Source organism: Streptomyces sp. NBC_01217 (assembly GCF_035994185.1).
Lineage (GTDB): Bacteria > Actinomycetota > Actinomycetes > Streptomycetales > Streptomycetaceae > Streptomyces.
In genome coordinates this window covers 5,396,694-5,419,402 of sequence record NZ_CP108538.1, presented here as the reverse complement: position 1 = coordinate 5,419,402, position 22,709 = coordinate 5,396,694, and the positions used below count along the sequence as shown (strand labels likewise).

At 67.1% G+C, this 22,709-nt stretch carries 15 protein-coding genes, 1 tRNA gene and 1 pseudogene; 3 read left to right on the top strand and 14 right to left on the bottom strand.

All coding sequences use genetic code 11. From position 1 onward, the window contains the following. The first annotated feature begins 27 nt into the window (after window positions 1-27). Window positions 28-2,097: pseudogene (locus tag OG507_RS24320) on the top strand (PIG-L family deacetylase). Between the two features lie 104 nt (window positions 2,098-2,201). On the opposite strand, the gene tuf reads toward OG507_RS24320, so the two are convergent. The 13 genes from tuf to OG507_RS24255 form a co-directional block, all read right to left on the bottom strand. Beyond that, window positions 2,202-3,395, bottom strand: a complete 1,194-nt coding sequence (gene tuf / locus OG507_RS24315) for an elongation factor Tu (protein WP_327369305.1) — start codon at window positions 3,393-3,395, stop codon at window positions 2,202-2,204. A gap of 159 nt (window positions 3,396-3,554) precedes the next feature. Continuing rightward, entirely contained in the window at window positions 3,555-5,684 is a 2,130-nt protein-coding gene (fusA, locus tag OG507_RS24310) for an elongation factor G (protein WP_327369304.1), read from the bottom strand. 38 nt (window positions 5,685-5,722) lie between these two features. Then, a complete protein-coding gene (gene rpsG / locus OG507_RS24305; RefSeq protein WP_030977935.1) occupies window positions 5,723-6,193 on the bottom strand; it encodes a 30S ribosomal protein S7 in 471 nt (156 codons plus the stop codon). A 2-nt stretch (window positions 6,194-6,195) separates the two neighbouring features. Further along, window positions 6,196-6,567 carry a 30S ribosomal protein S12 gene (rpsL, locus tag OG507_RS24300; RefSeq protein ID WP_003948652.1) on the bottom strand — a complete coding sequence of 124 codons (372 nt, stop codon included), beginning with the start codon at window positions 6,565-6,567 and terminating at the stop codon, window positions 6,196-6,198. A gap of 469 nt (window positions 6,568-7,036) precedes the next feature. Further along, window positions 7,037-10,936, bottom strand: coding sequence for a DNA-directed RNA polymerase subunit beta' (locus OG507_RS24295; protein ID WP_327369303.1), 3,900 nt, complete (start codon window positions 10,934-10,936; stop codon window positions 7,037-7,039). Window positions 10,937-11,065: 129 nt separating this feature from the next. After that, window positions 11,066-14,551, bottom strand: a complete 3,486-nt coding sequence (gene rpoB, locus OG507_RS24290; protein WP_327369302.1) for a DNA-directed RNA polymerase subunit beta — start codon at window positions 14,549-14,551, stop codon at window positions 11,066-11,068. Window positions 14,552-15,170: 619 nt separating this feature from the next. After that, window positions 15,171-15,554 carry a 50S ribosomal protein L7/L12 gene (rplL, locus tag OG507_RS24285; RefSeq protein WP_093897231.1) on the bottom strand — a complete coding sequence of 128 codons (384 nt, stop codon included), beginning with the start codon at window positions 15,552-15,554 and terminating at the stop codon, window positions 15,171-15,173. A gap of 110 nt (window positions 15,555-15,664) precedes the next feature. Continuing rightward, window positions 15,665-16,195 carry a 50S ribosomal protein L10 gene (rplJ, locus tag OG507_RS24280; RefSeq protein WP_327369301.1) on the bottom strand — a complete coding sequence of 177 codons (531 nt, stop codon included), beginning with the start codon at window positions 16,193-16,195 and terminating at the stop codon, window positions 15,665-15,667. Window positions 16,196-16,588: 393 nt separating this feature from the next. Further along, the gene (gene rplA, locus OG507_RS24275) at window positions 16,589-17,311 is read right to left on the bottom strand and encodes a 50S ribosomal protein L1 (protein WP_327369300.1); all 723 of its coding nucleotides are present in this window, start codon (window positions 17,309-17,311) and stop codon (window positions 16,589-16,591) included. A gap of 81 nt (window positions 17,312-17,392) precedes the next feature. Next, window positions 17,393-17,827 carry a 50S ribosomal protein L11 gene (rplK, locus tag OG507_RS24270; RefSeq protein WP_010058817.1) on the bottom strand — a complete coding sequence of 145 codons (435 nt, stop codon included), beginning with the start codon at window positions 17,825-17,827 and terminating at the stop codon, window positions 17,393-17,395. 176 nt (window positions 17,828-18,003) lie between these two features. Further along, a complete protein-coding gene (gene nusG, locus OG507_RS24265; protein WP_327369299.1) occupies window positions 18,004-18,900 on the bottom strand; it encodes a transcription termination/antitermination protein NusG in 897 nt (298 codons plus the stop codon). A 74-nt stretch (window positions 18,901-18,974) separates the two neighbouring features. Next, a complete protein-coding gene (gene secE, locus OG507_RS24260; RefSeq protein WP_073732696.1) occupies window positions 18,975-19,262 on the bottom strand; it encodes a preprotein translocase subunit SecE in 288 nt (95 codons plus the stop codon). A 106-nt stretch (window positions 19,263-19,368) separates the two neighbouring features. Next, window positions 19,369-19,441, bottom strand: a tRNA-Trp gene (locus OG507_RS24255). A gap of 225 nt (window positions 19,442-19,666) precedes the next feature. Here OG507_RS24255 and OG507_RS24250 point away from each other — a divergent pair. Together OG507_RS24250 and OG507_RS24245 are read left to right on the top strand one after the other, a co-directional pair. Then, window positions 19,667-20,893 carry a pyridoxal phosphate-dependent aminotransferase gene (locus tag OG507_RS24250; RefSeq protein WP_327369298.1) on the top strand — a complete coding sequence of 409 codons (1,227 nt, stop codon included), beginning with the start codon at window positions 19,667-19,669 and terminating at the stop codon, window positions 20,891-20,893. A 121-nt stretch (window positions 20,894-21,014) separates the two neighbouring features. Continuing rightward, entirely contained in the window at window positions 21,015-22,037 is a 1,023-nt protein-coding gene (locus tag OG507_RS24245) for an adenosine deaminase (protein WP_327369297.1), read from the top strand. Between the two features lie 24 nt (window positions 22,038-22,061). Here the strand turns inward: OG507_RS24245 and OG507_RS24240 are convergent, their stop codons facing one another. Next, complete coding sequence (locus OG507_RS24240) at window positions 22,062-22,667, bottom strand: TetR/AcrR family transcriptional regulator (protein WP_327369296.1); 606 nt, start codon at window positions 22,665-22,667, stop codon at window positions 22,062-22,064. Window positions 22,668-22,709: the final 42 nt, after the last annotated feature.

Below are 22,709 nucleotides of genomic sequence, written 5' to 3'. Positions count from 1 at the left end.
CCTGCGTTGCGCGCAACTCCTGCGGGAGTGCCGCGGCGCACCTTGTTGACAGCGGCGGCCTGCGCGACGAGCGCGGCAGCCCTCAGCGCCTGCACCGCGCCCACGCCGCCGCGCCGCCGCAACCCGACCGCCGACCCGATGCCCGGCCTGCCGATAAGCACCTCGCACCCGGCCCTGATGATGCAGATCCTCGCCCACCCGGACGACGACCTGTACTTCATGAACCCGGACACCCAGCAGGCCCTCGATGCCGGAACGCCGCTGGTCTGCGTCTATCTGACCGCGGGCGAGGCCACCGGCATCAACCGCGCGCCCGGCCACCCGCTGCCCTCCCCCGACAAGGCGGCGTACTCCTCCTCCCGTCACCAGGGGCTCCGGCAGGCGTACGCGACGCTGCTCGGCCTCGGCAGGTTCACGGACTGGCGCAAGTCCGTCATGGGCCTGGACGGCAACCACCGCGCCGAGATCAACAGCCTCGCCAACGGCCGCCGCCGCGTCGAGCTGATCTTCATCAACACCTCGATGCACACCACGTACGGGCGGCTCGGGCTGCCCAGCCTCTGGCAGGACCGACGGCTCGTCCTGCCGACCGTCGTCGCCGACGACTCCCCGCTGAAGCGGGCGGGTTCGTACACGTACGACGGGCTGATCGACGTCCTGGTCGGGCTGTTCGACCGCTACCGGCCCAGCGCCGTGCACACCATGGACCCGGACCCCGACGTCCAGCACAGCAGCGAGCTCGTCCGCCGCCGGGACAGCGAGCAGCAGGGCTACTCCGACCACCCCGACCACACCTCGGCCGCGCTGTTCACCTGGGCGGCGCTGATCCGGTGGGTGGCGCGGGCCACCGAGGGCGGCGGTGACGTGCCGAGCTTCGTCACCACGGCGTTCCGCGGCTACTACAACCGGCACTGGCCGAAGAACCTGCCGCCCGCCGTGCTGGCGGAGAAGGCCTCGCACCTGGTGCCGTACGGGGGTTCGGTCAGCTGGCGCTGCGGCAACGGGGCCGGCTGCGGGGACTACAACGTGGGCGGCAACCGGCCGCTGACCAACCGGAAGGGCTGGGTACGGTCCACCCACTACCGCTACCCGGGCCCCCGCCCCGCCGTCACCGCAGCTCCGGACGGCCGACTCGTCGCGTACGGGGTGCTGGGGCTGCGGGCCGTGCGCTGGTGCGAGAGCGCGCCGGGCAGCGGGGCGTGGGAAGCGCCGGACGACCTCGGCGGCGGCCCGCTCGCCCCCGTCCTGGGCAGTGCACAGCTCCTGGACGGGCGCCAACTGCTCTTCGGGCTGCGGTTCGCCGCGCTCAGCGGGCACGGAGCGGACAACGAACGCGAGATCGTCGTCCTGGAACAGCGCCACCCCGGCGGCGGGTTCCGCGCCTGGCGGGGTCTGGGCAACCCGGTACGGGATCACGAGGGCGGGCGCCGGATCGGCGTCCCGGTCACGCTCACCGCCCCCGACGGGCAGGTCCATCTCTTCGTACGGAACGCGGAGAAGGGCCTCAGCACCCGGGTACGGCACACGGACGGCCGGTAGAGCGGCTGGCGGGACACGGGCGGGGGCGAGGTCCAGGACGGGCTGAATGCCGTGGTGGACGACGCGGGGTGTGTCCATGTCTTCGCGGCGGGCCGTTTCGCGGTGCATCACTGGACGCAGGACGCGCCCGGGGACCCGGTCACCGCGCACACCCAGATCAGCGGGGTGCCGGTGCCGGGGGACGGCCCGGCCGCACTGCCCGGTGCGGACGGGACCGTCGATCTGTACTACCGCGCGGCGGCGAAGCCCGGCCTGACGACCGTACGGACCGGGGAGACCGCGTACGAGACAGGCATCGACGGATACGGGCGGCTGATCGAGGACCGGGCGGGCTTCGACGGGTACGGGCCGGTCTCCGCCGCCGGATCGCCGCACGCCCCGGTGCTGCTCGGCCGCACCGCGAAGGGCCTGATCCAGCTACGTACATCCGAAGGGCTCTCCGTACGCAGGCGCGGACCGGTGGCGCTCGACGGGCCCGCACTGCATCTCGGTGAGGACGGGCGGGTGACGGTGGCGGCCCTGGGACCAGACGCCCTGCCGTGGCTCTGGCGCCCCTGAGACGTACCAGCACATGCCGAAGGGCCCCGGCCCACCGCTTGCGCGGCGGGCCGGGGCCCTTCTTGGTGCTCTGTGCGGAGCAACCAGGTCAGACAGTCAGGTGATTACTTGACGATCTTGGTGACCTGGCCGGCGCCCACGGTCCGGCCACCCTCACGGATGGCGAACTTCAGGCCCTCTTCCATGGCGACGGGCTGGATCAGCGTGACGTTCATGACGGTGTTGTCGCCCGGCATGACCATCTCGGTGCCCTCGGGAAGGGTCACAACGCCCGTCACGTCCGTGGTACGGAAGTAGAACTGCGGGCGGTAGTTGTTGAAGAACGGGGTGTGACGGCCACCCTCGTCCTTCGACAGGATGTACGACTGGGCCTCGAACTCGGTGTGCGGCGTGACCGAACCGGGCTTGATGATGACCTGGCCGCGCTCGACGTCCTCGCGCTTGATGCCACGGAGGAGCAGACCGACGTTCTCACCGGCCTGGCCCTCGTCGAGCAGCTTGCGGAACATCTCGATGCCGGTGACCGTGGTGGTGGTCTTCTCCTGCTTGATACCGACGATGTCGACGGTCTCGTTGACCTTGAGGACACCACGCTCGATACGACCGGTGACGACGGTGCCACGACCGGTGATCGTGAAGACGTCCTCGATCGGCATCAGGAACGGCTTGTCGACGTCACGCTCGGGCTGCGGGATCGACTCGTCGACGGCCTTCATCAGGTCGAGGACGGTCTGGCCCCACTCCTTGTCGCCCTCAAGAGCCTTGAGCGCCGAGACCTTGACGACCGGAAGGTCGTCGCCCGGGAACTCGTACTCGGAGAGGAGCTCACGGACCTCGAGCTCGACGAGCTCCAGGATCTCCTCGTCGTCCACCATGTCGGCCTTGTTCAGGGCGACGACGATGTAGGGAACGCCGACCTGGCGGGCCAGGAGCACGTGCTCCTTGGTCTGCGGCATCGGGCCGTCGGTGGCGGCGACCACGAGGATGGCGCCGTCCATCTGCGCCGCACCCGTGATCATGTTCTTGATGTAGTCCGCGTGACCCGGGCAGTCGACGTGCGCGTAGTGACGCGACTCCGTCTGGTACTCGACGTGCGCGATCGAGATCGTGATACCGCGCTGGCGCTCCTCGGGAGCCTTGTCGATCTGGTCGAAGGCCGAGGCCTCGTTCAGGTCCGGGTACGCGTCGTGCAGCACCTTGGTAATGGCGGCCGTGAGGGTCGTCTTACCGTGGTCGATGTGACCGATGGTGCCGATGTTGACGTGCGGCTTAGTCCGCTCGAACTTCGCCTTCGCCACTGGGTCCTCCTGTGGAGTGGTTCTGTACGCCTTGCTTCATCGGCGCCAGGTGATCTTTGCTGGGATGCCGGGGCCGGGGGCATTCACGCATCGCTTGCGCTCTGCGACGAATGCCCCACCAGGCTCCGGTGACAAGCCTAAAGCGTGAGCTCGGGAGAGTTACTCGCCCTTGGCCTTCGCGATGATCTCCTCGGCGACGTTCCGCGGAACCTCGGCGTAGGAGTCGAACTGCATCGAGTAGCTTGCGCGACCCGAGGTCTTGCTGCGGAGGTCTCCGACGTAGCCGAACATCTCCGAGAGGGGCACGAGGCCCTTCACGACGCGAGCGCCGCTGCGCTCCTCCATGGCCTGGATCTGGCCACGGCGGGAGTTGAGGTCGCCGATGACATCGCCCATGTAGTCCTCGGGCGTGGTGACCTCGACAGCCATCATCGGCTCCAGGAGCACGGGGGACGCCTTGCGGGCACCCTCCTTGAACGCCTGCGAACCGGCGATCTTGAAGGCGAGCTCGGAGGAGTCGACCTCGTGGTAACCACCGTCGAGAAGGGTGACGCGGACGCCGACCATCTCGTAACCGGCCAGGATGCCGAACTGCATGGCTTCCTGGGCACCCGCGTCCACCGAGGGAATGTACTCACGGGGGATGCGGCCACCGGTGACCTTGTTGACGAACTCGTAGGACGCGTCGCCACCCTCGATGGGCTCAAGGGCGATCTGCACCTTCGCGAACTGGCCGGTACCACCAGTCTGCTTCTTGTGCGTGTAGTCGATGCGCTCGACGGCCTTGCGGATCGTCTCGCGGTACGCGACCTGCGGCTTGCCGACATTCGCCTCGACGCGGAACTCGCGCTTCATGCGGTCGACGAGCACCTCGAGGTGAAGCTCGCCCATACCACCGATGATGGTCTGGCCGGTCTCCTCGTCGGAGTGCACCTGGAAGGACGGGTCCTCCTCGGAGAGGCGCTGGATGGCGACACCCAGCTTCTCCTGGTCACCCTTGGACTTCGGCTCGATGGCGACCTGGATGACCGGTGCCGGGAAGTCCATGGACTCCAGGATCACCGGGTTCTTGTCGTCGCACAGCGTCTCACCGGTGGTGGTCTGCTTCAGACCCATGACGGCGACGATGTCACCGGCGCCCACCGAAGGGATCTCCTCACGCTTGTTCGCGTGCATACGGTAGATCTTGCCGATGCGCTCCTTCTTGCCCTTGACCGAGTTCAGCACCGCGGTGCCGGCCTCGAGGCGACCGGAGTAGATCCGGACGAAGGTGAGCTTGCCGAGGTGCGGGTCGCTCGCGATCTTGAACGCCAGGCCGGAGAACGGCTCGTCGTCCGAGGGCTTGCGCTTGACGACAACCTCGGGGTCCTTGACATCGTGGCCCTCGATGGCCTCGACGTCCAGGGGGGAAGGCAGGTAGCGGACGATCGCGTCGAGCAGGGGCTGGACGCCCTTGTTCTTGAACGCCGTGCCACAGAACACCGGGGTGACGGTGACGGAGCCCGCGCCGCCCTTCGATGCGAGGGTGATCCGGCGGATCGCCTCGTACAGCTGCTCCTCGGTGGGCTCGACGCCCTCCAGGTACAGCTCCATCATCTGGTCGTCGTTCTCGGAAACGGCCTCGAGCAGCTTGCCGCGCCACTCCTGAGCCGCCTCGATGTGGGTGTCCGGGATGTCGACGGTGTCGTACATCTCGCCCTTGAGGGCCTCTTCCGGCCACACGAAGGCCTTCATCGACACGAGGTCGACGACGCCCTTGAAGTCGGCTTCGGCACCGATGGGGAGCTGCATGACGAGCGGGACCGCACCGAGGCGGTCGACGATCATGTCGACGCAGCGGTGGAACTCGGCACCCGTGCGGTCGAGCTTGTTGACGAAGCAGATACGCGGCACGCCGTAGCGGTCCGCCTGACGCCAAACGGTCTCGGACTGCGGCTCGACGCCGGCAACACCGTCGAACACGGTGACAGCGCCGTCGAGGACGCGGAGCGAACGCTCCACCTCGACGGTGAAGTCGACGTGACCCGGGGTGTCGATGATGTTGATGGTGTGGTCAACATCATTGAGCGGCCAGTGACAGGTCGTCGCGGCAGACGTGATCGTGATGCCGCGCTCCTGCTCCTGCTCCATCCAGTCCATCGTGGCAGCGCCGTCGTGGACTTCACCGATCTTGTACGAAACACCGGTGTAGAACAGGATCCGCTCAGTGGTGGTCGTCTTGCCCGCGTCGATGTGGGCCATGATCCCGATGTTGCGGACCTTGGCCAGGTCAAGCGAAGTGGTGGCCATAAGGCTCAATCTTCTCTCGGTCTCGATGTGGGTAGCGACTACCAGCGGTAGTGCGCGAAGGCCTTGTTGGACTCGGCCATCTTGTGGGTGTCCTCGCGCTTCTTGACGGCAGCGCCAAGACCGTTGGAGGCGTCGAGCAGCTCGTTCATGAGGCGCTCGGTCATCGTCTTCTCGCGGCGGGCGCGGGAGTAACCCACGACCCAGCGCAGCGCGAGGGTGGCGGCGCGACCGGGCTTGACCTCGATCGGCACCTGGTAGGTGGCGCCACCGACACGGCGGGACTTGACCTCGAGCGAGGGCTTGACGTTCTCAAGCGCGCGCTTCAGCGTGATGACCGGGTCGTTGCCGGTCTTCTCGCGGAGGCCTTCCATGGCGCCGTACACGATCCGCTCGGCAGTGGAACGCTTGCCGTTGAGCAGGATCTTGTTGATCAGCGAGGTGACAAGAGGAGAACCGTAGACCGGGTCGATGATGACCGGGCGCTTCGGGGCGGGGCCCTTACGAGGCATTCTTACTTCTCCTTCTTGGCGCCGTAGCGGCTGCGGGCCTGCTTGCGGTTCTTGACGCCCTGGGTGTCAAGGGAGCCGCGGATGATCTTGTAACGAACACCCGGCAGGTCCTTCACACGGCCACCACGCACGAGCACGATGGAGTGCTCCTGCAGGTTGTGTCCCTCACCCGGGATGTAGGCCGTGACCTCGATACCGGAGGTCAGACGCACACGCGCGACCTTACGGAGTGCCGAGTTCGGCTTCTTCGGGGTGGTCGTGAACACACGCGTGCAGACGCCGCGGCGCTGGGGCGAACCCTCGAGTGCGGGCGTCTTGTTCTTCTCGACCTTGTCCTGCCGGCCCTTCCGGACCAGCTGCTGGATCGTAGGCACTACTTCTCCGGTTTCTGTGTGCCGTTCGTGAAACTAACCTGGAACGTCGCCGACCCACGCGGTCGGGTGTGTCGAATGCTGCAGGCCCCTGCCGCAAGGCATGAGGGAGCACAGATCACGGTGGCCACTGACGGACTCGCCATGCGGTTGAGGACACGCACACGAGCCCAGGCACACCCCAGGCACAAGGTCTGAGCGTACCTACCTCATCGACTCCGGTCAAAACAAATGCTGTCCGCCTCTACACGCCGCCGCGCGCGCCCGGCTTGTCCCGACCCGTACGGGTAGCCCACGCACCCCCATACGGCCCTGAACGGGCCTCCGGAGCCCGCTCGGGACCGTCCGACGCCCTGTCCGGCCGGGGTACGGCGCAAAAAAGCCGGGACGCGGACGTGACGTATCACATGCCGGAGGGCGGCCACCCCGTTGTGCACGGGGTGACCGCCCTCCGGTCGGTCAGACGACTCGCTTACTGGTTGTACGGACCGTAGTCGTAGTCCTCCAGCGGAACGGCCTGGCCGGAGCCCGTGCCGAACGGCGAGTAGTCGATGTCGTCGTAGCCGACGGCCGAGTACATCGCGGCCTTGGCCTCCTCGGTCGGCTCGACCCGGATGTTGCGGTAGCGGGACAGACCCGTACCGGCCGGGATGAGCTTACCGATGATGACGTTCTCCTTGAGGCCGATCAGGGAGTCCGACTTGGCGTTGATCGCCGCGTCGGTCAGAACCCTGGTCGTCTCCTGGAAGGACGCCGCCGACAGCCACGACTCGGTGGCGAGCGAGGCCTTGGTGATACCCATCAGCTGCGGACGGCCGGAGGCGGGGTGACCGCCCTCGGTGACCACACGACGGTTCTCGGTCTCGAACTTCGAGCGCTCGACGAGCTCGCCCGGCAGCAGTTCCGCGTCGCCGGACTCGATGATCGTCACTCGGCGCAGCATCTGCCGGATGATGATCTCGATGTGCTTGTCGTGGATCGACACACCCTGCGAGTTGTAGACCTTCTGGACCTCGCCGACCAGGTGGACCTGGACCGCGCGCTGACCGAGGATCCGCAGCACGTCGTGCGGGTTGGTGGCACCCACGGTGAGCTTCTGGCCCACCTCGACGTGGTCGCCCTCGCCCACCAGCAGACGGGCACGCTTCGAGATCGGGAACGGCGTCTCGTCGCTGCCGTCGTCCGGGGTGACGACGATCTTCTTGGTCTTCTCGGTCTCCTCGATACGGATGCGGCCTGCCGCCTCCGAGATCGGGGCGACACCCTTGGGCGTACGGGCTTCGAAGAGCTCGACGACTCGGGGCAGACCCTGGGTGATGTCGTCACCGGCCACACCACCGGTGTGGAAGGTACGCATCGTCAGCTGCGTGCCGGGCTCACCGATGGACTGGGCGGCGATGATGCCGACCGCCTCACCGATGTCGACCAGCTTGCCGGTGGCGAGCGAGCGTCCGTAGCAGAAGGCACAGGTGCCGACCGCGGACTCACAGGTCAGGACCGAACGGGTCTTGACCTCCTCGACGCCGGCGCCCACCAGGGCGTCGATCAGGACGTCACCGAGGTCGACGTTGGCAGGCGCGATGACCTTGCCGTCGACGACGACGTCCTCGGCGAGCATGCGGGCGTAGACCGAGGTCTCGACGTCCTCCGTCTTGCGGAGCACACCGTCCGCACCCTTGACGGCGATCTTCAGCTTGAGGCCGCGGTCGGTGCCGCAGTCCTCCTCGCGAATGATCACGTCCTGCGAGACGTCCACCAGACGACGGGTCAGGTAACCCGAGTCGGCGGTACGCAGGGCGGTGTCCGCCAGACCCTTACGGGCACCGTGCGTGGAGATGAAGTACTCCAGAACGGTGAGGCCCTCACGGAAGGACGCCTTGATGGGACGCGGGATCGTCTCGTTCTTGGCGTTGGACACCAGACCACGCATACCGGCGATCTGACGCATCTGCATCATGTTTCCTCGGGCACCCGAGTCAACCATCATGAAGATGGGGTTCGTCTTGGGGAAGTTCGCGTTCATCGCCTCGGCAACCTCGTTGGTCGCCTTGGTCCAGATCGCGATGAGCTCCTGCGTGCGCTCGTCCTTGGTGATCAGACCGCGCTCGTACTGCTTCTGGACCTTCTCGTCCTGCGCCTCGTAACCCGCGACGATGGCCTTCTTGGCCTCGGGCACGACGACGTCGGAGATGGCCACGGTGACACCGGAACGGGTCGCCCAGTAGAAGCCCGCCGCCTTCAGGTTGTCGAGCGTCGCCGCCACGATGACCTTGGGGTAGCGCTCGGCGAGGTCGTTGACGATCTCGGAGAGCTGCTTCTTGCCGACGGAGTAGTCGACGAACGGGTAGTCCTCGGGCAGCAGCTCGTTGAAGAGCGCGCGGCCCAGGGACGTACGCAGCCGGAACGTGTCGCCCTGCTGGTACTCCTGCTCGCCCTCCTCGGCGACCGGCGGCACCCAGCCGCGCGGCGGGATGGTGCCCACCGGGAAGCGGATGTCGACCTTCGCCTGGAGCGACAGCTCGCGGGCGTCGAAGGCCATGATCGCCTCGGCCGTGGAACCGAAGGAACGGCCCTGGCCGATGACCTTGCGCTCCTCCTCGTCCGTGGTGAGGAAGAACAGGCCCAGCACCATGTCCTGGGTCGGCATGGTGACGGGACGACCGTCGGCCGGCTTCAGGATGTTGTTCGAGGACAGCATCAGGATGCGGGCCTCGGCCTGCGCCTCCGCGGAGAGCGGCAGGTGCACGGCCATCTGGTCACCGTCGAAGTCCGCGTTGAACGCGGTGCAGACGAGCGGGTGGATCTGGATGGCCTTGCCCTCGACCAGCTGCGGCTCGAAGGCCTGGATGCCGAGGCGGTGCAGGGTCGGTGCACGGTTCAGCAGCACCGGGTGCTCAGCGATGACCTCTTCGAGGACGTCGTACACCACGGTGCGGCCGCGCTCGACCATGCGCTTGGCCGACTTGATGTTCTGCGCGTGGTTCAGGTCGACCAGGCGCTTCATCACGAACGGCTTGAAGAGCTCCAGCGCCATGGCCTTCGGCAGACCGCACTGGTGCAGCTTGAGCTGCGGGCCGACGACGATCACGGAACGCGCGGAGTAGTCCACACGCTTGCCGAGAAGGTTCTGACGGAATCGACCCTGCTTGCCCTTCAGCATGTCGCTGAGGGACTTGAGCGGGCGGTTGCCGGGACCGGTGACCGGGCGACCGCGGCGGCCGTTGTCGAACAGCGCGTCGACGGCCTCCTGCAGCATCCGCTTCTCGTTGTTCACGATGATCTCGGGGGCACCGAGGTCAAGGAGACGCTTGAGGCGGTTGTTGCGGTTGATCACACGGCGGTACAGGTCGTTCAGGTCGGAGGTCGCGAAGCGGCCACCGTCCAGCTGCACCATCGGACGCAGGTCCGGCGGGATGACCGGCACGCAGTCGAGCACCATGCCCTTGGGCTTGTTGCTGGTCTGCAGGAACGCGGAGACGACCTTGAGGCGCTTGAGCGCACGGGTCTTCTTCTGGCCCTTGCCGGTACGGATGATCTCGCGGAGGCGCTCGGCCTCCTCGTCGAGGTCGAACGACTCGAGGCGCTTCTGCAGAGCGGCGGCGCCCATGCAGCCGTCGAAGTACGTGCCGAAGCGGTCACGCAGCTCACGGTAGAGCAGCTCGTCGCCCTCCAGGTCCTGGACCTTGAGGTTCTTGAAGCGGCTCCACACCTCGTCAAGGCGGTCGATCTCGCGCTGCGCACGGTCGCGCAGCTGCTTCATCTCACGCTCGGCACCTTCGCGCACCTTGCGGCGCACGTCGGCCTTGGCGCCCTCGGCCTCCAGCTCGGCCAGGTCGGTCTCGAGCTTCTTGGCCCGGGCTTCGAGGTCGGCGTCGCGACGGTTCTCGACCTGCTGACGCTCGACGGAGACGTGCGCCTCCAGCGAGGGCAGGTCGCGCGTACGGCGCTCCTCGTCCACGAACGTGATCATGTACGCGGCGAAGTAGATGACCTTCTCGAGGTCCTTCGGCGCGAGGTCGAGCAGGTACCCGAGGCGCGACGGGACGCCCTTGAAGTACCAGATGTGGGTGACGGGAGCGGCAAGCTCGATGTGGCCCATGCGCTCACGGCGCACCTTGGCGCGCGTGACCTCCACGCCACAGCGCTCACAGATGATGCCCTTGAAGCGGACACGCTTGTACTTGCCGCAGTAGCACTCCCAGTCCCGGGTCGGACCGAAGATCTTCTCGCAGAAGAGTCCGTCCTTTTCGGGCTTGAGGGTGCGGTAGTTGATGGTCTCCGGCTTCTTCACTTCGCCGTGCGACCAGGTCCGGATGTCGTCCGCGGTGGCGAGGCCGATCCGCAGCTCGTCGAAGAAGTTGACGTCGAGCACTTGTCGTCAATCCCTCTTTCGGGGGTTCGAGCCCCCTCGCATCAAGCGAGAAAATGGGGCACTTCAGCAATGGTCTGAACGGGTCCGGGGAGAGCCGGCCGGATCACGGGGATCCGGCCGGCCAACCCGTCAGACCTCTTCGACGCTGCTCGGCTCGCGCCGGGACAGGTCGATACCGAGCTCCTCCGCCGCGCGGAAGACGTCCTCGTCCGTGTCGCGCATCTCGATGGACATGCCGTCCGAGGACAGCACCTCCACGTTGAGGCAGAGCGACTGCATTTCCTTGATGAGCACCTTGAAGGACTCGGGGATGCCGGGCTCGGGGATGTTCTCGCCCTTGACGATGGCCTCGTAGACCTTCACGCGGCCGGTCACGTCGTCGGACTTGATCGTCAGGAGCTCCTGGAGGGCGTATGCGGCGCCGTAAGCCTCAAGGGCCCACACCTCCATCTCACCGAATCGCTGTCCACCGAACTGAGCCTTACCACCCAGCGGCTGCTGGGTGATCATGGAGTACGGACCCGTCGAACGAGCGTGCAGCTTGTCGTCGACGAGGTGGTGCAGCTTGAGGATGTACATGTAGCCGACCGAAACCGGCTCGGGGAACGGCTCGCCGGAGCGGCCGTCGAACAGGTTGGCCTTGCCGGATGCCTGCACCAGCCGGTCGCCGTCGCGGTTCGGGATCGTGGCCTCGAAGAGGCCGGAGATCTCGTCCTCGCGCGCACCGTCGAAGACGGGCGTGGCGACGTTGGTGCCGGGGGCGACCTGGTCGGCGCCGATGGCCTGCAGGCGCTTGGCCCACTCGTCACCGAGGCCGGAGACGTCCCAGCCGCGGCTGGCGAGCCAGCCGAGGTGGATCTCCAGGACCTGTCCCGGGTTCATTCGGGACGGGACACCCAGCGGGTTGAGGATGATGTCGACCGGGGTGCCGTCCTCCAGGAACGGCATGTCCTCGATCGGGAGGATCTTCGAGATGACGCCCTTGTTGCCGTGACGGCCGGCGAGCTTGTCACCATCGGTGATCTTGCGCTTCTGCGCGACGTAGACGCGGACCAGCTGGTTCACGCCCGGCGGCAGCTCGTCGCCCTCTTCGCGGTCGAAGACGCGGACGCCGATGACCTTGCCGATCTCACCGTGCGGCACCTTCAGCGAGGTGTCGCGCACCTCGCGCGCCTTCTCACCGAAGATCGCGCGGAGCAGGCGCTCCTCGGGGGTCAGCTCGGTCTCGCCCTTGGGCGTGACCTTGCCGACGAGGATGTCACCGGCGACGACCTCGGCACCGATACGGATGATGCCGCGCTCGTCGAGGTCGGCGAGGACCTCTTCGGAGACGTTCGGGATGTCCCGGGTGATCTCCTCGGGGCCGAGCTTGGTGTCACGGGCGTCGACCTCGTGCTCCTCGATGTGGATCGAGGAGAGGACGTCGTCCTGCACGAGGCGCTGCGACAGGATGATCGCGTCCTCGTAGTTGTGACCCTCCCACGGCATGAACGCCACGAGCAGGTTCTTGCCGAGGGCCATCTCACCGTTCTCGGTGGCCGGACCGTCGGCGAGTACCTGGTCGGCGACGACCCGGTCGCCCTCGGAGACGACGACCTTCTGGTTGACCGAGGTGCCCTGGTTGGAGCGCATGAACTTGGCGATGCGGTACGTGGTGTACGTGCCGTCGTCGTTGGTCACGGTGATGTAGTCCGCGGAGACCTCCTGGACCACACCGTCCTTCTCGGCCTTCAGTACGTCACCGGCGTCGGTGGCGCAGCGGTACTCCATGCCGGTGCCGACGAGCGGGGCCTCCGACTTGATCAGCGGCACCGCCTGACGCATCATGTTCGCCCCCATGAGGGCGCGGTTGGCGTCGTCGTGCTCCAGGAAGGGGATCATCGCGGTGGCGACGGACACCATCTGGCGCGGCGAGACGTCCATGTAGTCGACCTCGACCGGCGGCACGTAGTCGACCTCACCGCCACGGCGGCGGACCAGGACGCGCGCCTCGGTGAAGCGCAGCTCGTCGGAGAGGGTCGCGTTCGCCTGGGCGATGACGTAGCGGTCCTCCTCGTCGGCCGTGATGTAGTCGACCTCGTCGGTGACCTGGCCGTCGACGACCTTGCGGTACGGCGTCTCGATGAAGCCGAACGCGTTGACTCGGCCGTACGAGGCGAGCGAACCGATCAGACCGATGTTCGGGCCTTCAGGGGTCTCGATCGGGCACATGCGTCCGTAGTGGGACGGGTGCACGTCACGGACCTCGAAGCCGGCCCGCTCACGGGACAGACCACCGGGACCCAGCGCCGAGAGACGACGCTTGTGCGTCAGACCCGACAGCGGGTTGTTCTGGTCCATGAACTGCGACAGCTGGCTGGTGCCGAAGAACTCCTTGATGGAGGCGACGACCGGCCGGATGTTGATCAGGGTCTGCGGCGTGATCGCCTCGACGTCCTGGGTCGTCATGCGCTCGCGCACGACGCGCTCCATACGGGCCAGACCCGTACGGACCTGGTTCTGGATGAGCTCGCCGACGTTACGCAGACGACGGTTGCCGAAGTGGTCGATGTCGTCGGTCTCGACGACGATCGAACGACCGGACTCACCGACCGTCTCGGTCTCCCCGGCGTGCAGCTTGACCAGGTACTTGATGGTCGCGATGACGTCGTCGGAGGTGAGCACGCCGGCATCCAGCGGCTCGTCCGCGCCGAGCTTCTTGTTCACCTTGTAGCGGCCGACCTTCGCGAGGTCGTAGCGCTTCGGGTTGAAGTAGAGGTTCTCGAGCAGCGTCTGAGCGGCCTCGCGGGTGGGCGGCTCGCCCGGGCGGAGCTTGCGGTAGATGTCGAGCAGCGCGTCGTCCTGGCCCTGGGTGTGGTCCTTCTCCAGGGTGGCGCGCATGGACTCGTACTCGCCGAACTCCTCCAGGATCTGCTCGGTGGTCCAGCCGAGAGCCTTCAGGAGAACGGTGACGGACTGCTTGCGCTTGCGGTCGATGCGGACACCGACCATGTCGCGCTTGTCGATCTCCATCTCCAGCCAGGCACCCCGGGACGGGATGATCTTGGCGGAGAAGATGTCCTTGTCGGACGTCTTGTCGATGGAGGAGTCGAAGTAGACACCCGGCGAGCGGACAAGCTGCGACACGACGACACGCTCGGTGCCGTTGATGACGAAGGTGCCCTTGTTGGTCATGAGCGGGAAGTCGCCCATGAAGACCGTCTGGGACTTGATCTCGCCGGTCTCGTTGTTGGTGAACTCGGCCGTGACGAAGAGCGGGGCGGCAAACGTGAAGTCGCGCTCCTTGCACTCGTCGATCGAGTTCTTCGGGGGCTCGAAGCGATGGTCGCGGAACGTAAGCGACATCGACCCGGAGAAGTCCTCGATCGGTGAAATCTCCTCGAAGATTTCCTCCAGGCCGGACTTGGTGGGGACGTCTTGTCCACTGTCCAGAGCAGCCTCGACGCGAGCCTTCCAGGCGGCATTGCCCAGGAGCCAGTCAAAGCTCTCGGTCTGCAGCGCGAGGAGGTTCGGAACCTCGAGGGGCTCCTTGATCTTTGCAAAGGAGATGCGCAGCGGGGCGGTGCTGGCACCGTTGTTCGTATTCGCGGTCGAGGCGTTGCGCGAGGCGGCCAAGAGGGGGTCCTTCCGAGGGCTCGGACTCACTACGCGCGTACCGGTCCCAAGCCGGCCACGGAGACAGCCGTTCCTGATCCGGCCGAAGAAGGCCAGGTCAAGGACGATCAGTCATCGGTGCTCAAGCGAGGGTATGCCCCTGGTGACGGGCAGGAGGCAGCTAACAGGCAGCGCAAAGGGTCAGTGTAGCCAAACGGCACACTGATGTCCAGTCGGGGTTTTCAGAGACCCACGTTGCTCTCAACAGCTGTTCTCAACACCTATGGCTAGCCCTTGCGCGCGGTGCGCTCTTCCTTACTGCCCTCTTCGCCCACGATCCATGCCTCGGATTCGGATCGATGTGACGACGCGTCCTGAGAATTGCGCGCCGCGTGCGGTTCGTCAAGGCCCCCCTGCCGGGACAGCGGCCCGAGGCCCTCACCCGACTGTCTCCCGGCGCCGGTCGGCCGCGCCCCGGAGACAACGGCGAAGATCACCATACTCGTCGCCGCCGGAAGAGCAAGGCAGCCGCCTCAGGTACGCCGAAGGGCGACCACCCGGATGGGTGATCGCCCTTCGTGAGATGACGTCCCGTGCCGTGCGGCACGGGCAGTCAGAAGGAGTCAGCGGACTCCCTGAGTCACTTGACCTCGACGGAAGCGCCGGCGGCCTTGAGGGACTCGGCAGCCTTCTCGGCGGCCTCCTTGGCGACCTTCTCGAGGACCGGCTTCGGGGTGCCGTCGACGAGGTCCTTGGCCTCCTTCAGGCCCAGCGAGGTCAGCTCACGCACGACCTTGATGACCTGGATCTTCTTCTCGCCGGCGCCGGTGAGGATGACGTCGAACTCGTCCTGCTCCTCGACGGCCTCAGCGGCGGCACCGGGGGCACCCGGGGCGGCAACGGCGACCGCGGCGGCGGCGGTGACGTCGAACTTCTCCTCGAAGGCCTTCACGAACTCGGAGAGCTCGATGAGGGTCATCTCTTCGAACTGCGCGAGCAGGTCGTCCTGGGACAGCTTCGCCATGATGGCGTCCTTCCACTAATTCGGCTGGTGCCGATGTACATGTAGGCGGGCGTACGTTCGGCCCGCTGCGACCGTCGCCCTAGTGGGCGGCGATCAATGCGCGAGCCGAATTACTCGGCACCGCCCTGCTCGGCCTTCTTGGCGCGAAGCGCTTCCGCGGTGCGGACGAACTTCGACGGCAGAGCCTGGAAGAGCTGAGCAGCCTGAGACTGCTTGCCCTTGAAGGCACCGGCCAGCTTGGCGAGCAGAACCTCGCGGGACTCGAGGTCCGCAAGCTTCTTGATCTCATCGGCGGACAGCGCCTTGCCATCAAGGACACCGCCCTTGATGATCAGGTTCGGGTTCTCCTTGGCGAAGTCACGAAGACCCTTCGCCGACTCCACCGGGTCACCGGTGATGAAGGCAACCGCCGTCGGACCAGTGAACTGGTCGTCCAGCGAAGTGATCCCGGCCTCGTTGGCCGCAATCTTGGTCAGCGTGTTCTTCACCACGGCGTACTGGGCGTTCTCACCGAGCGAACGGCGCAGCGTCTTGAGCTGCGCCACGGTGAGACCCCGGTACTCGGTCAGCACAGCGGCGTTCGAGCTGCGGAACTGGTCCGCGAGCTCGGCTACCGCGGCAGCCTTGTCGGGCCTTGCCATGAGCGTCGGCCTCCTTCCGGGTGATGAGGACCGCTCAGAAGGGGCCGGGAAAGACGAAACGCCCCGGCGCAGGCGCCAGGGCGAAGCTCGACCGAACGAAGTCCGGGAGCTTTCCACAGTCACCTGCGCAGGTCGCCCGTACTCAACGGATCCTTCGGTTGCTGTTCCCTCTTTCGAGAGCACAGCAACGACCAGCGGTCTTTGGCTTCTGCAGAAGAGTACGCGACCGATGTCGCGCTGAGCAAATCCGCCCCTCTTCGGCCGGTGCGGGAGGTTTGGGCGCAGCTCATCGCGGGTGTCCTCGCACGGATACGACGACGGGCCCCGCACCTCGAAAAGGTGCGGGGCCCGTCCATGTCACACGTGACGCGGCCTGCTGCCGAGCGCAAGGGCTCAGACGGCGGCCGGGTCCTCCTCGACGAGGAGGTTACGGGTGCGGTTGGCGTCCAGCGGGATGCCGGGGCCCATCGTGGTGGCCAGGGTGGCCTTCTTGATGTAGCGGCCCTTGGCGGCGGACGGCTTCAGACGGAGGATCTCCTCCAGCGCCGCTGCGTAGTTCTCGACCAGCTTGGTGTCGTCGAACGACGCCTTGCCGATGATGAAGTGCAGGTTCGAATGCTTGTCGACGCGGAACTCGATCTTGCCGCCCTTGATGTCGGTGACAGCCTTCGCGACATCGGGGGTGACGGTGCCGGTCTTCGGGTTCGGCATCAGACCACGCGGACCGAGCACACGGCCGAGGCGGCCGACCTTGCCCATGAGGTCCGGGGTGGCGACGACGGCGTCGAAGTCCAGACGGCCCTTCGCCACCTCGTCGATGAGCTCGTCGGCGCCGACGATGTCGGCGCCCGCGGCTTCCGCGGCCGCAGCACGGTCACCGGTCGCGAAGACCAGGACCCGGGCGGTCTTGCCGGTGCCGTGCGGGAGGTTCACGGTGCCACGGACCATCTGGTCGGCCTTGCGCGGGTCGACACCCAGGCAGAACGCGACCTCGACGGTGCCGTCGAACTTGGTGGAGGCGGTCTCCTTGGCGAGACGGACGGCCTCGAGCGGGGCGTAGTTGCGCGCCCGGTCGATCTTGGCGTCCGCAGCGCGGAGGTTCTTGCTGCGCTTCACTTCTACTCCTGTGGTTTCAGGGTGTGGAGTCGTGGTGCGGGCCAGCGCTTGGCCCTACCACTGAGGACGTGAGGGGCTGAATCAGCCTTCGACCGTGATGCCCATGGAACGGGCGGTGCCAGCGATGATCTTCGACGCGGCGTCGAGGTCGTTGGCGTTCAGGTCGGGGAGCTTCGTCGTGGCGATCTCACGGACCTGGGCAGCCGTCAGCTTGGCGACCTTGGTCTTGTGCGGCTCGCCGGAGCCCTTGTCCACGCCCGCGGCCTTGAGGATCAGCTTCGCGGCCGGCGGAGTCTTGGTGATGAAGGTGAAGGAACGGTCCTCGTAGACCGTGATCTCCACCGGCACGACCATGCCACGCTGCGACTCGGTCGCGGCGTTGTAGGCCTTGCAGAACTCCATGATGTTGACGCCGTGCTGGCCGAGCGCGGGGCCGACCGGCGGGGCCGGGTTGGCCGCACCGGCGTTGATCTGGAGCTTGATAAGCCCCGTGACCTTCTTCTTCTTGGGAGGCATTGCTCTCTCCGGGTCCTAGTGAGAGTTTTTCGCCGCCGTCCGGTCATCCGGACGGAGGCATACCGCACAACGATAACGGGTATAGCTGCGCGACCAAAAACCGAGCAGGTCAGACCGGCTGCGAAGCCTGTCTGACCTGCTGGGTAGGCATGTGTCCAGAAACTGGCGGGAAACCGCTAGTTCTTCTGGATCTGGTCGAAGCTGAGCTCGACCGGGGTCTCGCGGCCGAAGATCTCGACGAGACCCTTGACCTTCTTCGAGTCGGCGTTGATCTCGTTGATCGTCGCCTGCAGCGTGGCGAACGGGCCGTCGGTGACGGTGACCGAGTCGCCGACCTCGAAGTCGAGCACCTGGACCTCGACCTTGCGGGCCGGAGCCGGCTTGCCCTCGGCCTCGGCGGCCTCGCGGGCGGCCTTCTCCTCGGCCTCCGGGGCGAGCATCTTGACGATCTCGTCCAGGGTCAGCGGGTACGGGTCGTAGGCGTTGCCCACGAAGCCGGTGACGCCGGGTGTGTTGCGGACGACGCCCCAGGACTCGTTCGTCAGGTCCATGCGCACCAGGACGTAGCCCGGGAGCTTGTTCTGGCGGACGTTCTTGCGCTCGCCGTTCTTGATCTGGACGATCTCTTCCTCGGGCACTTCGGCCTGGTAGATGAAGTCCTCGACGTTGAGCGAGACGGCACGCTGCTCCAGGTTGGCCTTCACGCGCTTCTCGTAACCGGCGTACGTGTGGATGACGTACCACTCGCCGGGAAGGCCGCGCAGCTCGTCGCGCAGGGCCGTGACGGCGTCGACGGGGGCGGCCGGCTCGGCCTCTTCCCCGGCTTCCTCGTCGGCCTCGGCAGATCCAGCGGGCTCGTCGTCCTCGGAACCGGCGTCGGCCTCCGCGGCCTCGTCGTCGTCCTCGGTGTGCAGGGCTGCCTGCTCGGCGGGCTCACCTGCGGCGGCGTCGGCAGCTTCGGCCTGGTCCGGCTCCTCGGCGTCCGCCCCTTCGACGATGTCGAGCTCGTCCTCGGCGGACTCGAAGGCGCCCGCCGTCGGCTCGACGGCGTCGTTCAGGTTCGGGTCAGACACGGTGGCTGCTTCTTCCTGGATACAAATGGGTGGAACATGCGAAAGGGGCGCCCTGGGGGGCGCCCTCCGCGGGATCAGCCGAAGACGTACTTGATGACCCGCTGGAATCCGAAGTCAATCACGGTCACCAGACCGATCATGACGACGACGAAGACAATCACCACTGAGGTGTATGTCGTCAGCTGATTACGAGTCGGCCAGACGACCTTGCGCAACTCTGCGACGATCTGGCGGTAGAACAGCGCGAGACGGCCCAGGGGGCCCTTCTTGCCGCGCTTGCCGCCCTTCCGGGTCTTCTTCTTCGACTCGGGCACTTCATCCTCGGCATCAGGCATGTCGATGGAGCCCACGGCGTCCGTCACGCTACTCACCTGATTCCGGGTCATGGCCGTGCCGCGCCCGGTGGAGCCGCACGGCGGTGCATTGAAGTACGTACATGCGCACACATCCTGGCGGAGGAGTGTGTAGCAGGGCCGGAGGGACTTGAACCCCCAACCGCTGGTTTTGGAGACCAGTGCTCTACCAATTGAGCTACGACCCTTTGTGGTTTCCACCAACCTACCGCATCTTCCCGGATGCTCCGGGTGCAGGAACGGTGCGGCTGGTGAAGGCCAACGACAGGTGAGTGTACGTGTTCAGCGGCCCGGCGTCGAACAGATAGCTCCCGACAACTCCTGGTCGCATGTTGTCCGCATGCTGTCCGAGTCCTGTCCGGTCCCTGAAACCCCTGTGCCGACGGGGATTGCGGTCTGGGACCATGGGCCCCATGAGCGCTGCAACTTCTCCCTCCGAGCGCCGGGTTTCCGCCCGCATCGGTGCGATCTCCGAGTCCGCCACCCTCGCCGTCGACGCCAAGGCCAAGGCCCTCAAGGCCGCCGGCCGTCCGGTGATCGGCTTCGGCGCCGGTGAGCCCGACTTCCCGACCCCCGGCTACATCGTCGAGGCCGCGGTCGAGGCCTGCCGCAACCCGAAGTACCACCGCTACACCCCGGCGGGAGGGCTCCCGGAGCTCAAGGCCGCCATCGCGGAGAAGACGCTGCGCGACTCCGGCTACGAGGTCGAACCCGCCCAGATCCTGGTGACCAACGGCGGCAAGCAGGCCATCTACGAGGCGTTCGCCGCCATCCTCGACCCGGGCGACGAGGTCATCGTCCCGGCTCCGTACTGGACCACCTACCCCGAGTCGATCCGGCTGGCCGGCGGTGTCCCGGTGGACGTCGTGGCCGACGAGACCACCGGCTACCGGGTCTCCGTCGAGCAGCTGGAGGCCGCGCGCACCGAGCGTACGAAGGTCGTCCTGTTCGTCTCCCCGTCGAACCCGACCGGCGCGGTGTACAGCGAGGCCGACGCCAGAGCGATCGGTGAGTGGGCCGTCGAGCACGGCCTGTGGGTGCTCACCGACGAGATCTACGAGCACCTGGTCTACGGCACCGCGAAGTTCACCTCGCTGCCCGCGCTCGTGCCCGCCCTGCGCGACAAGTGCATCGTGGTCAACGGTGTCGCCAAGACGTACGCGATGACCGGCTGGCGCGTGGGCTGGCTCATCGGCCCCAAGGACGTCGTCAAGGCCGCGACCAACTTGCAGTCGCACGCCACGTCCAACGTCTCCAACGTCGCCCAGGTCGCCGCGCTGGCCGCCGTCTCGGGGAACCTGGACGCGGTCGCCGAGATGCGTACCGCCTTCGACCGCCGCCGGCTGACCATCGTGCGGATGCTCAACGAGATCGACGGCGTGCTGTGCCCGGAGCCCGAGGGCGCGTTCTACGCGTACCCCTCGGTGAAGGAGCTGCTCGGCAAGGAGATCCGCGGCAGGCGCCCGGCCACCACGGCCGAGCTGGCGGCGCTCATCCTGGACGAGGCCGAGGTCGCGGTCGTACCGGGCGAGGCCTTCGGTACGCCGGGCTATCTGCGGCTCTCGTACGCCCTGGGTGACGACGACCTCGTCGAGGGCGTCTCGCGGCTCCAGAAGCTGCTGGGCGAGGCCAAGGCCTAGTACGCACCGCCTTCAGGACCTGCGACCCCCGGCTCCGGCCGGGGGTCGCTCGTCTGTTCGATGACCAACTCGATGGGGAAAGCAGCTACCGCTGGGCCCCCGGGTGCGGCAGGATCTTGGAATGGAGCGTGATGTACGGCTGTTGCCCAAGGCCCACCTGCACTTGCATTTCACCGGGTCGATGCGGCCCACGACCCTGCTCGAACTCGCCGACAAGTACGGCGTGCATCTGCCGGAGGCCCTGACCGGCGGCGAGCCGCCCAGGCTGCGGGCCACGGACGAGCGCGGATGGTTCCGCTTCCAGCGGCTCTACGACATCGCGCGGTCCTGTCTGAGGAGCCCGGAGGACATCCAGCGGCTCGTGCGCGAGACGGCCCAGGAGGATGTCGCGGACGGCTCCGGCTGGCTGGAGATACAGGTCGACCCCACCTCGTACGCCCCGCTGCTCGGCGGGCTGATCCCGGCGATCGAGATCATTCTGGACGCCGTGGACAGCGCGTCGCGCGCGACCGGACTGCCGATCCGGGTGGTGATCGCGGCGAACCGGATGAAGCACCCGCTGGACGCCCGGACGCTGGCGCGGCTCGCGGTGCGGTACGCGGACCGGGGCGTCGTCGGATTCGGGCTCTCCAACGACGAGCGCCGCGGGATGGCCCGGGACTTCGACCGGGCGTTCGCGATCGCCCGCGACGGCGGTCTGCTGGCGGCCCCGCACGGCGGTGAGCTGGCCGGCCCTTCGAGCGTGCGGGACTGTCTGGACGACCTCGAAGCGGCCCGGATCGGGCACGGCGTACGGGCCGCCGAGGACCCCCGGCTGCTGCGCAGGCTGGCGGAGCGCGGGGTCACCTGCGAGGTGTGCCCGGCGTCGAACGTGGCGCTGGGCGTCTACGAGAAGCCCGCCGACGTACCCCTGCGCACTCTGTTCGAGGCCGGGGTGCCGATGGCGCTGGGTGCGGACGATCCGCTGCTCTTCGGCTCGCGGCTGGCTGCGCAGTACGACCTCGTACGGCGCCATCACGCGTTCACGGACGAGGAACTGGCGGAGCTGGCCCGGCAGTCGGTACGGGGCTCCGCGGCGCCGGCCGCGGTACGGGCGGAGCTCCTGGCGGGCATCGACGGGTGGCTCGCGAAGCCGGCGGGCTAGCCGGGGTCGCCGGGCGGGCCCCGGCTACGCCCCGACCCCCTTTATCAGCGCGCTCGCCACGGACGCGGCGAATTCGTCGAGGGACTGCGGCGGTCCCCCGGTCTCCGTGGCCTCGTAGGCGAACGCCCGCTGCGCGCAGGCCCCCAGGAGCAGCGACGCGGCCGCGTAGGTGTCCGCGTCGGCCCGCAACCGGCCCGCGGCCTGCTCGGAGCGCAGATACGCGTCCACGCCGCGGATGGGTATGTGCGGGCCGATGCCCAGCTCCCTCATCGCCGCGTTGTGGCGCTCCTTGAGTCTCGGCTCGGCGTACAGCGAGGCGGCGATCGGGAAGCTCTGCTCGTAGAAGAGGGCGGCCTGGCGGGCGATCTCGGTGAGGTTCTGCTCGACGGTCCGCTCCCCCGCCCCCGGGGTCGCGATGAGTTGCTTCAGCAGCGGGTCGAGCTTGGGCAGCCGTTCCCTGAGCACGGCCACGAACAGCTCCTCCTTGCTCGGGAAGTGCTTGTAGAGCGCGGCCTCCGAGCATCCTGCGGCTCTGGCGATCTCCTTGGTGGTGGCGCGGGCCAGGCCGATGGTGAGCATCAGCTGATGGGCGGCGTCGATGATGCGGACGCGGGCCGGCTTCTGCTCCATGTGGGCTCCGATGAGGCTTGACGAGGGGTTGGGTATCCGCTC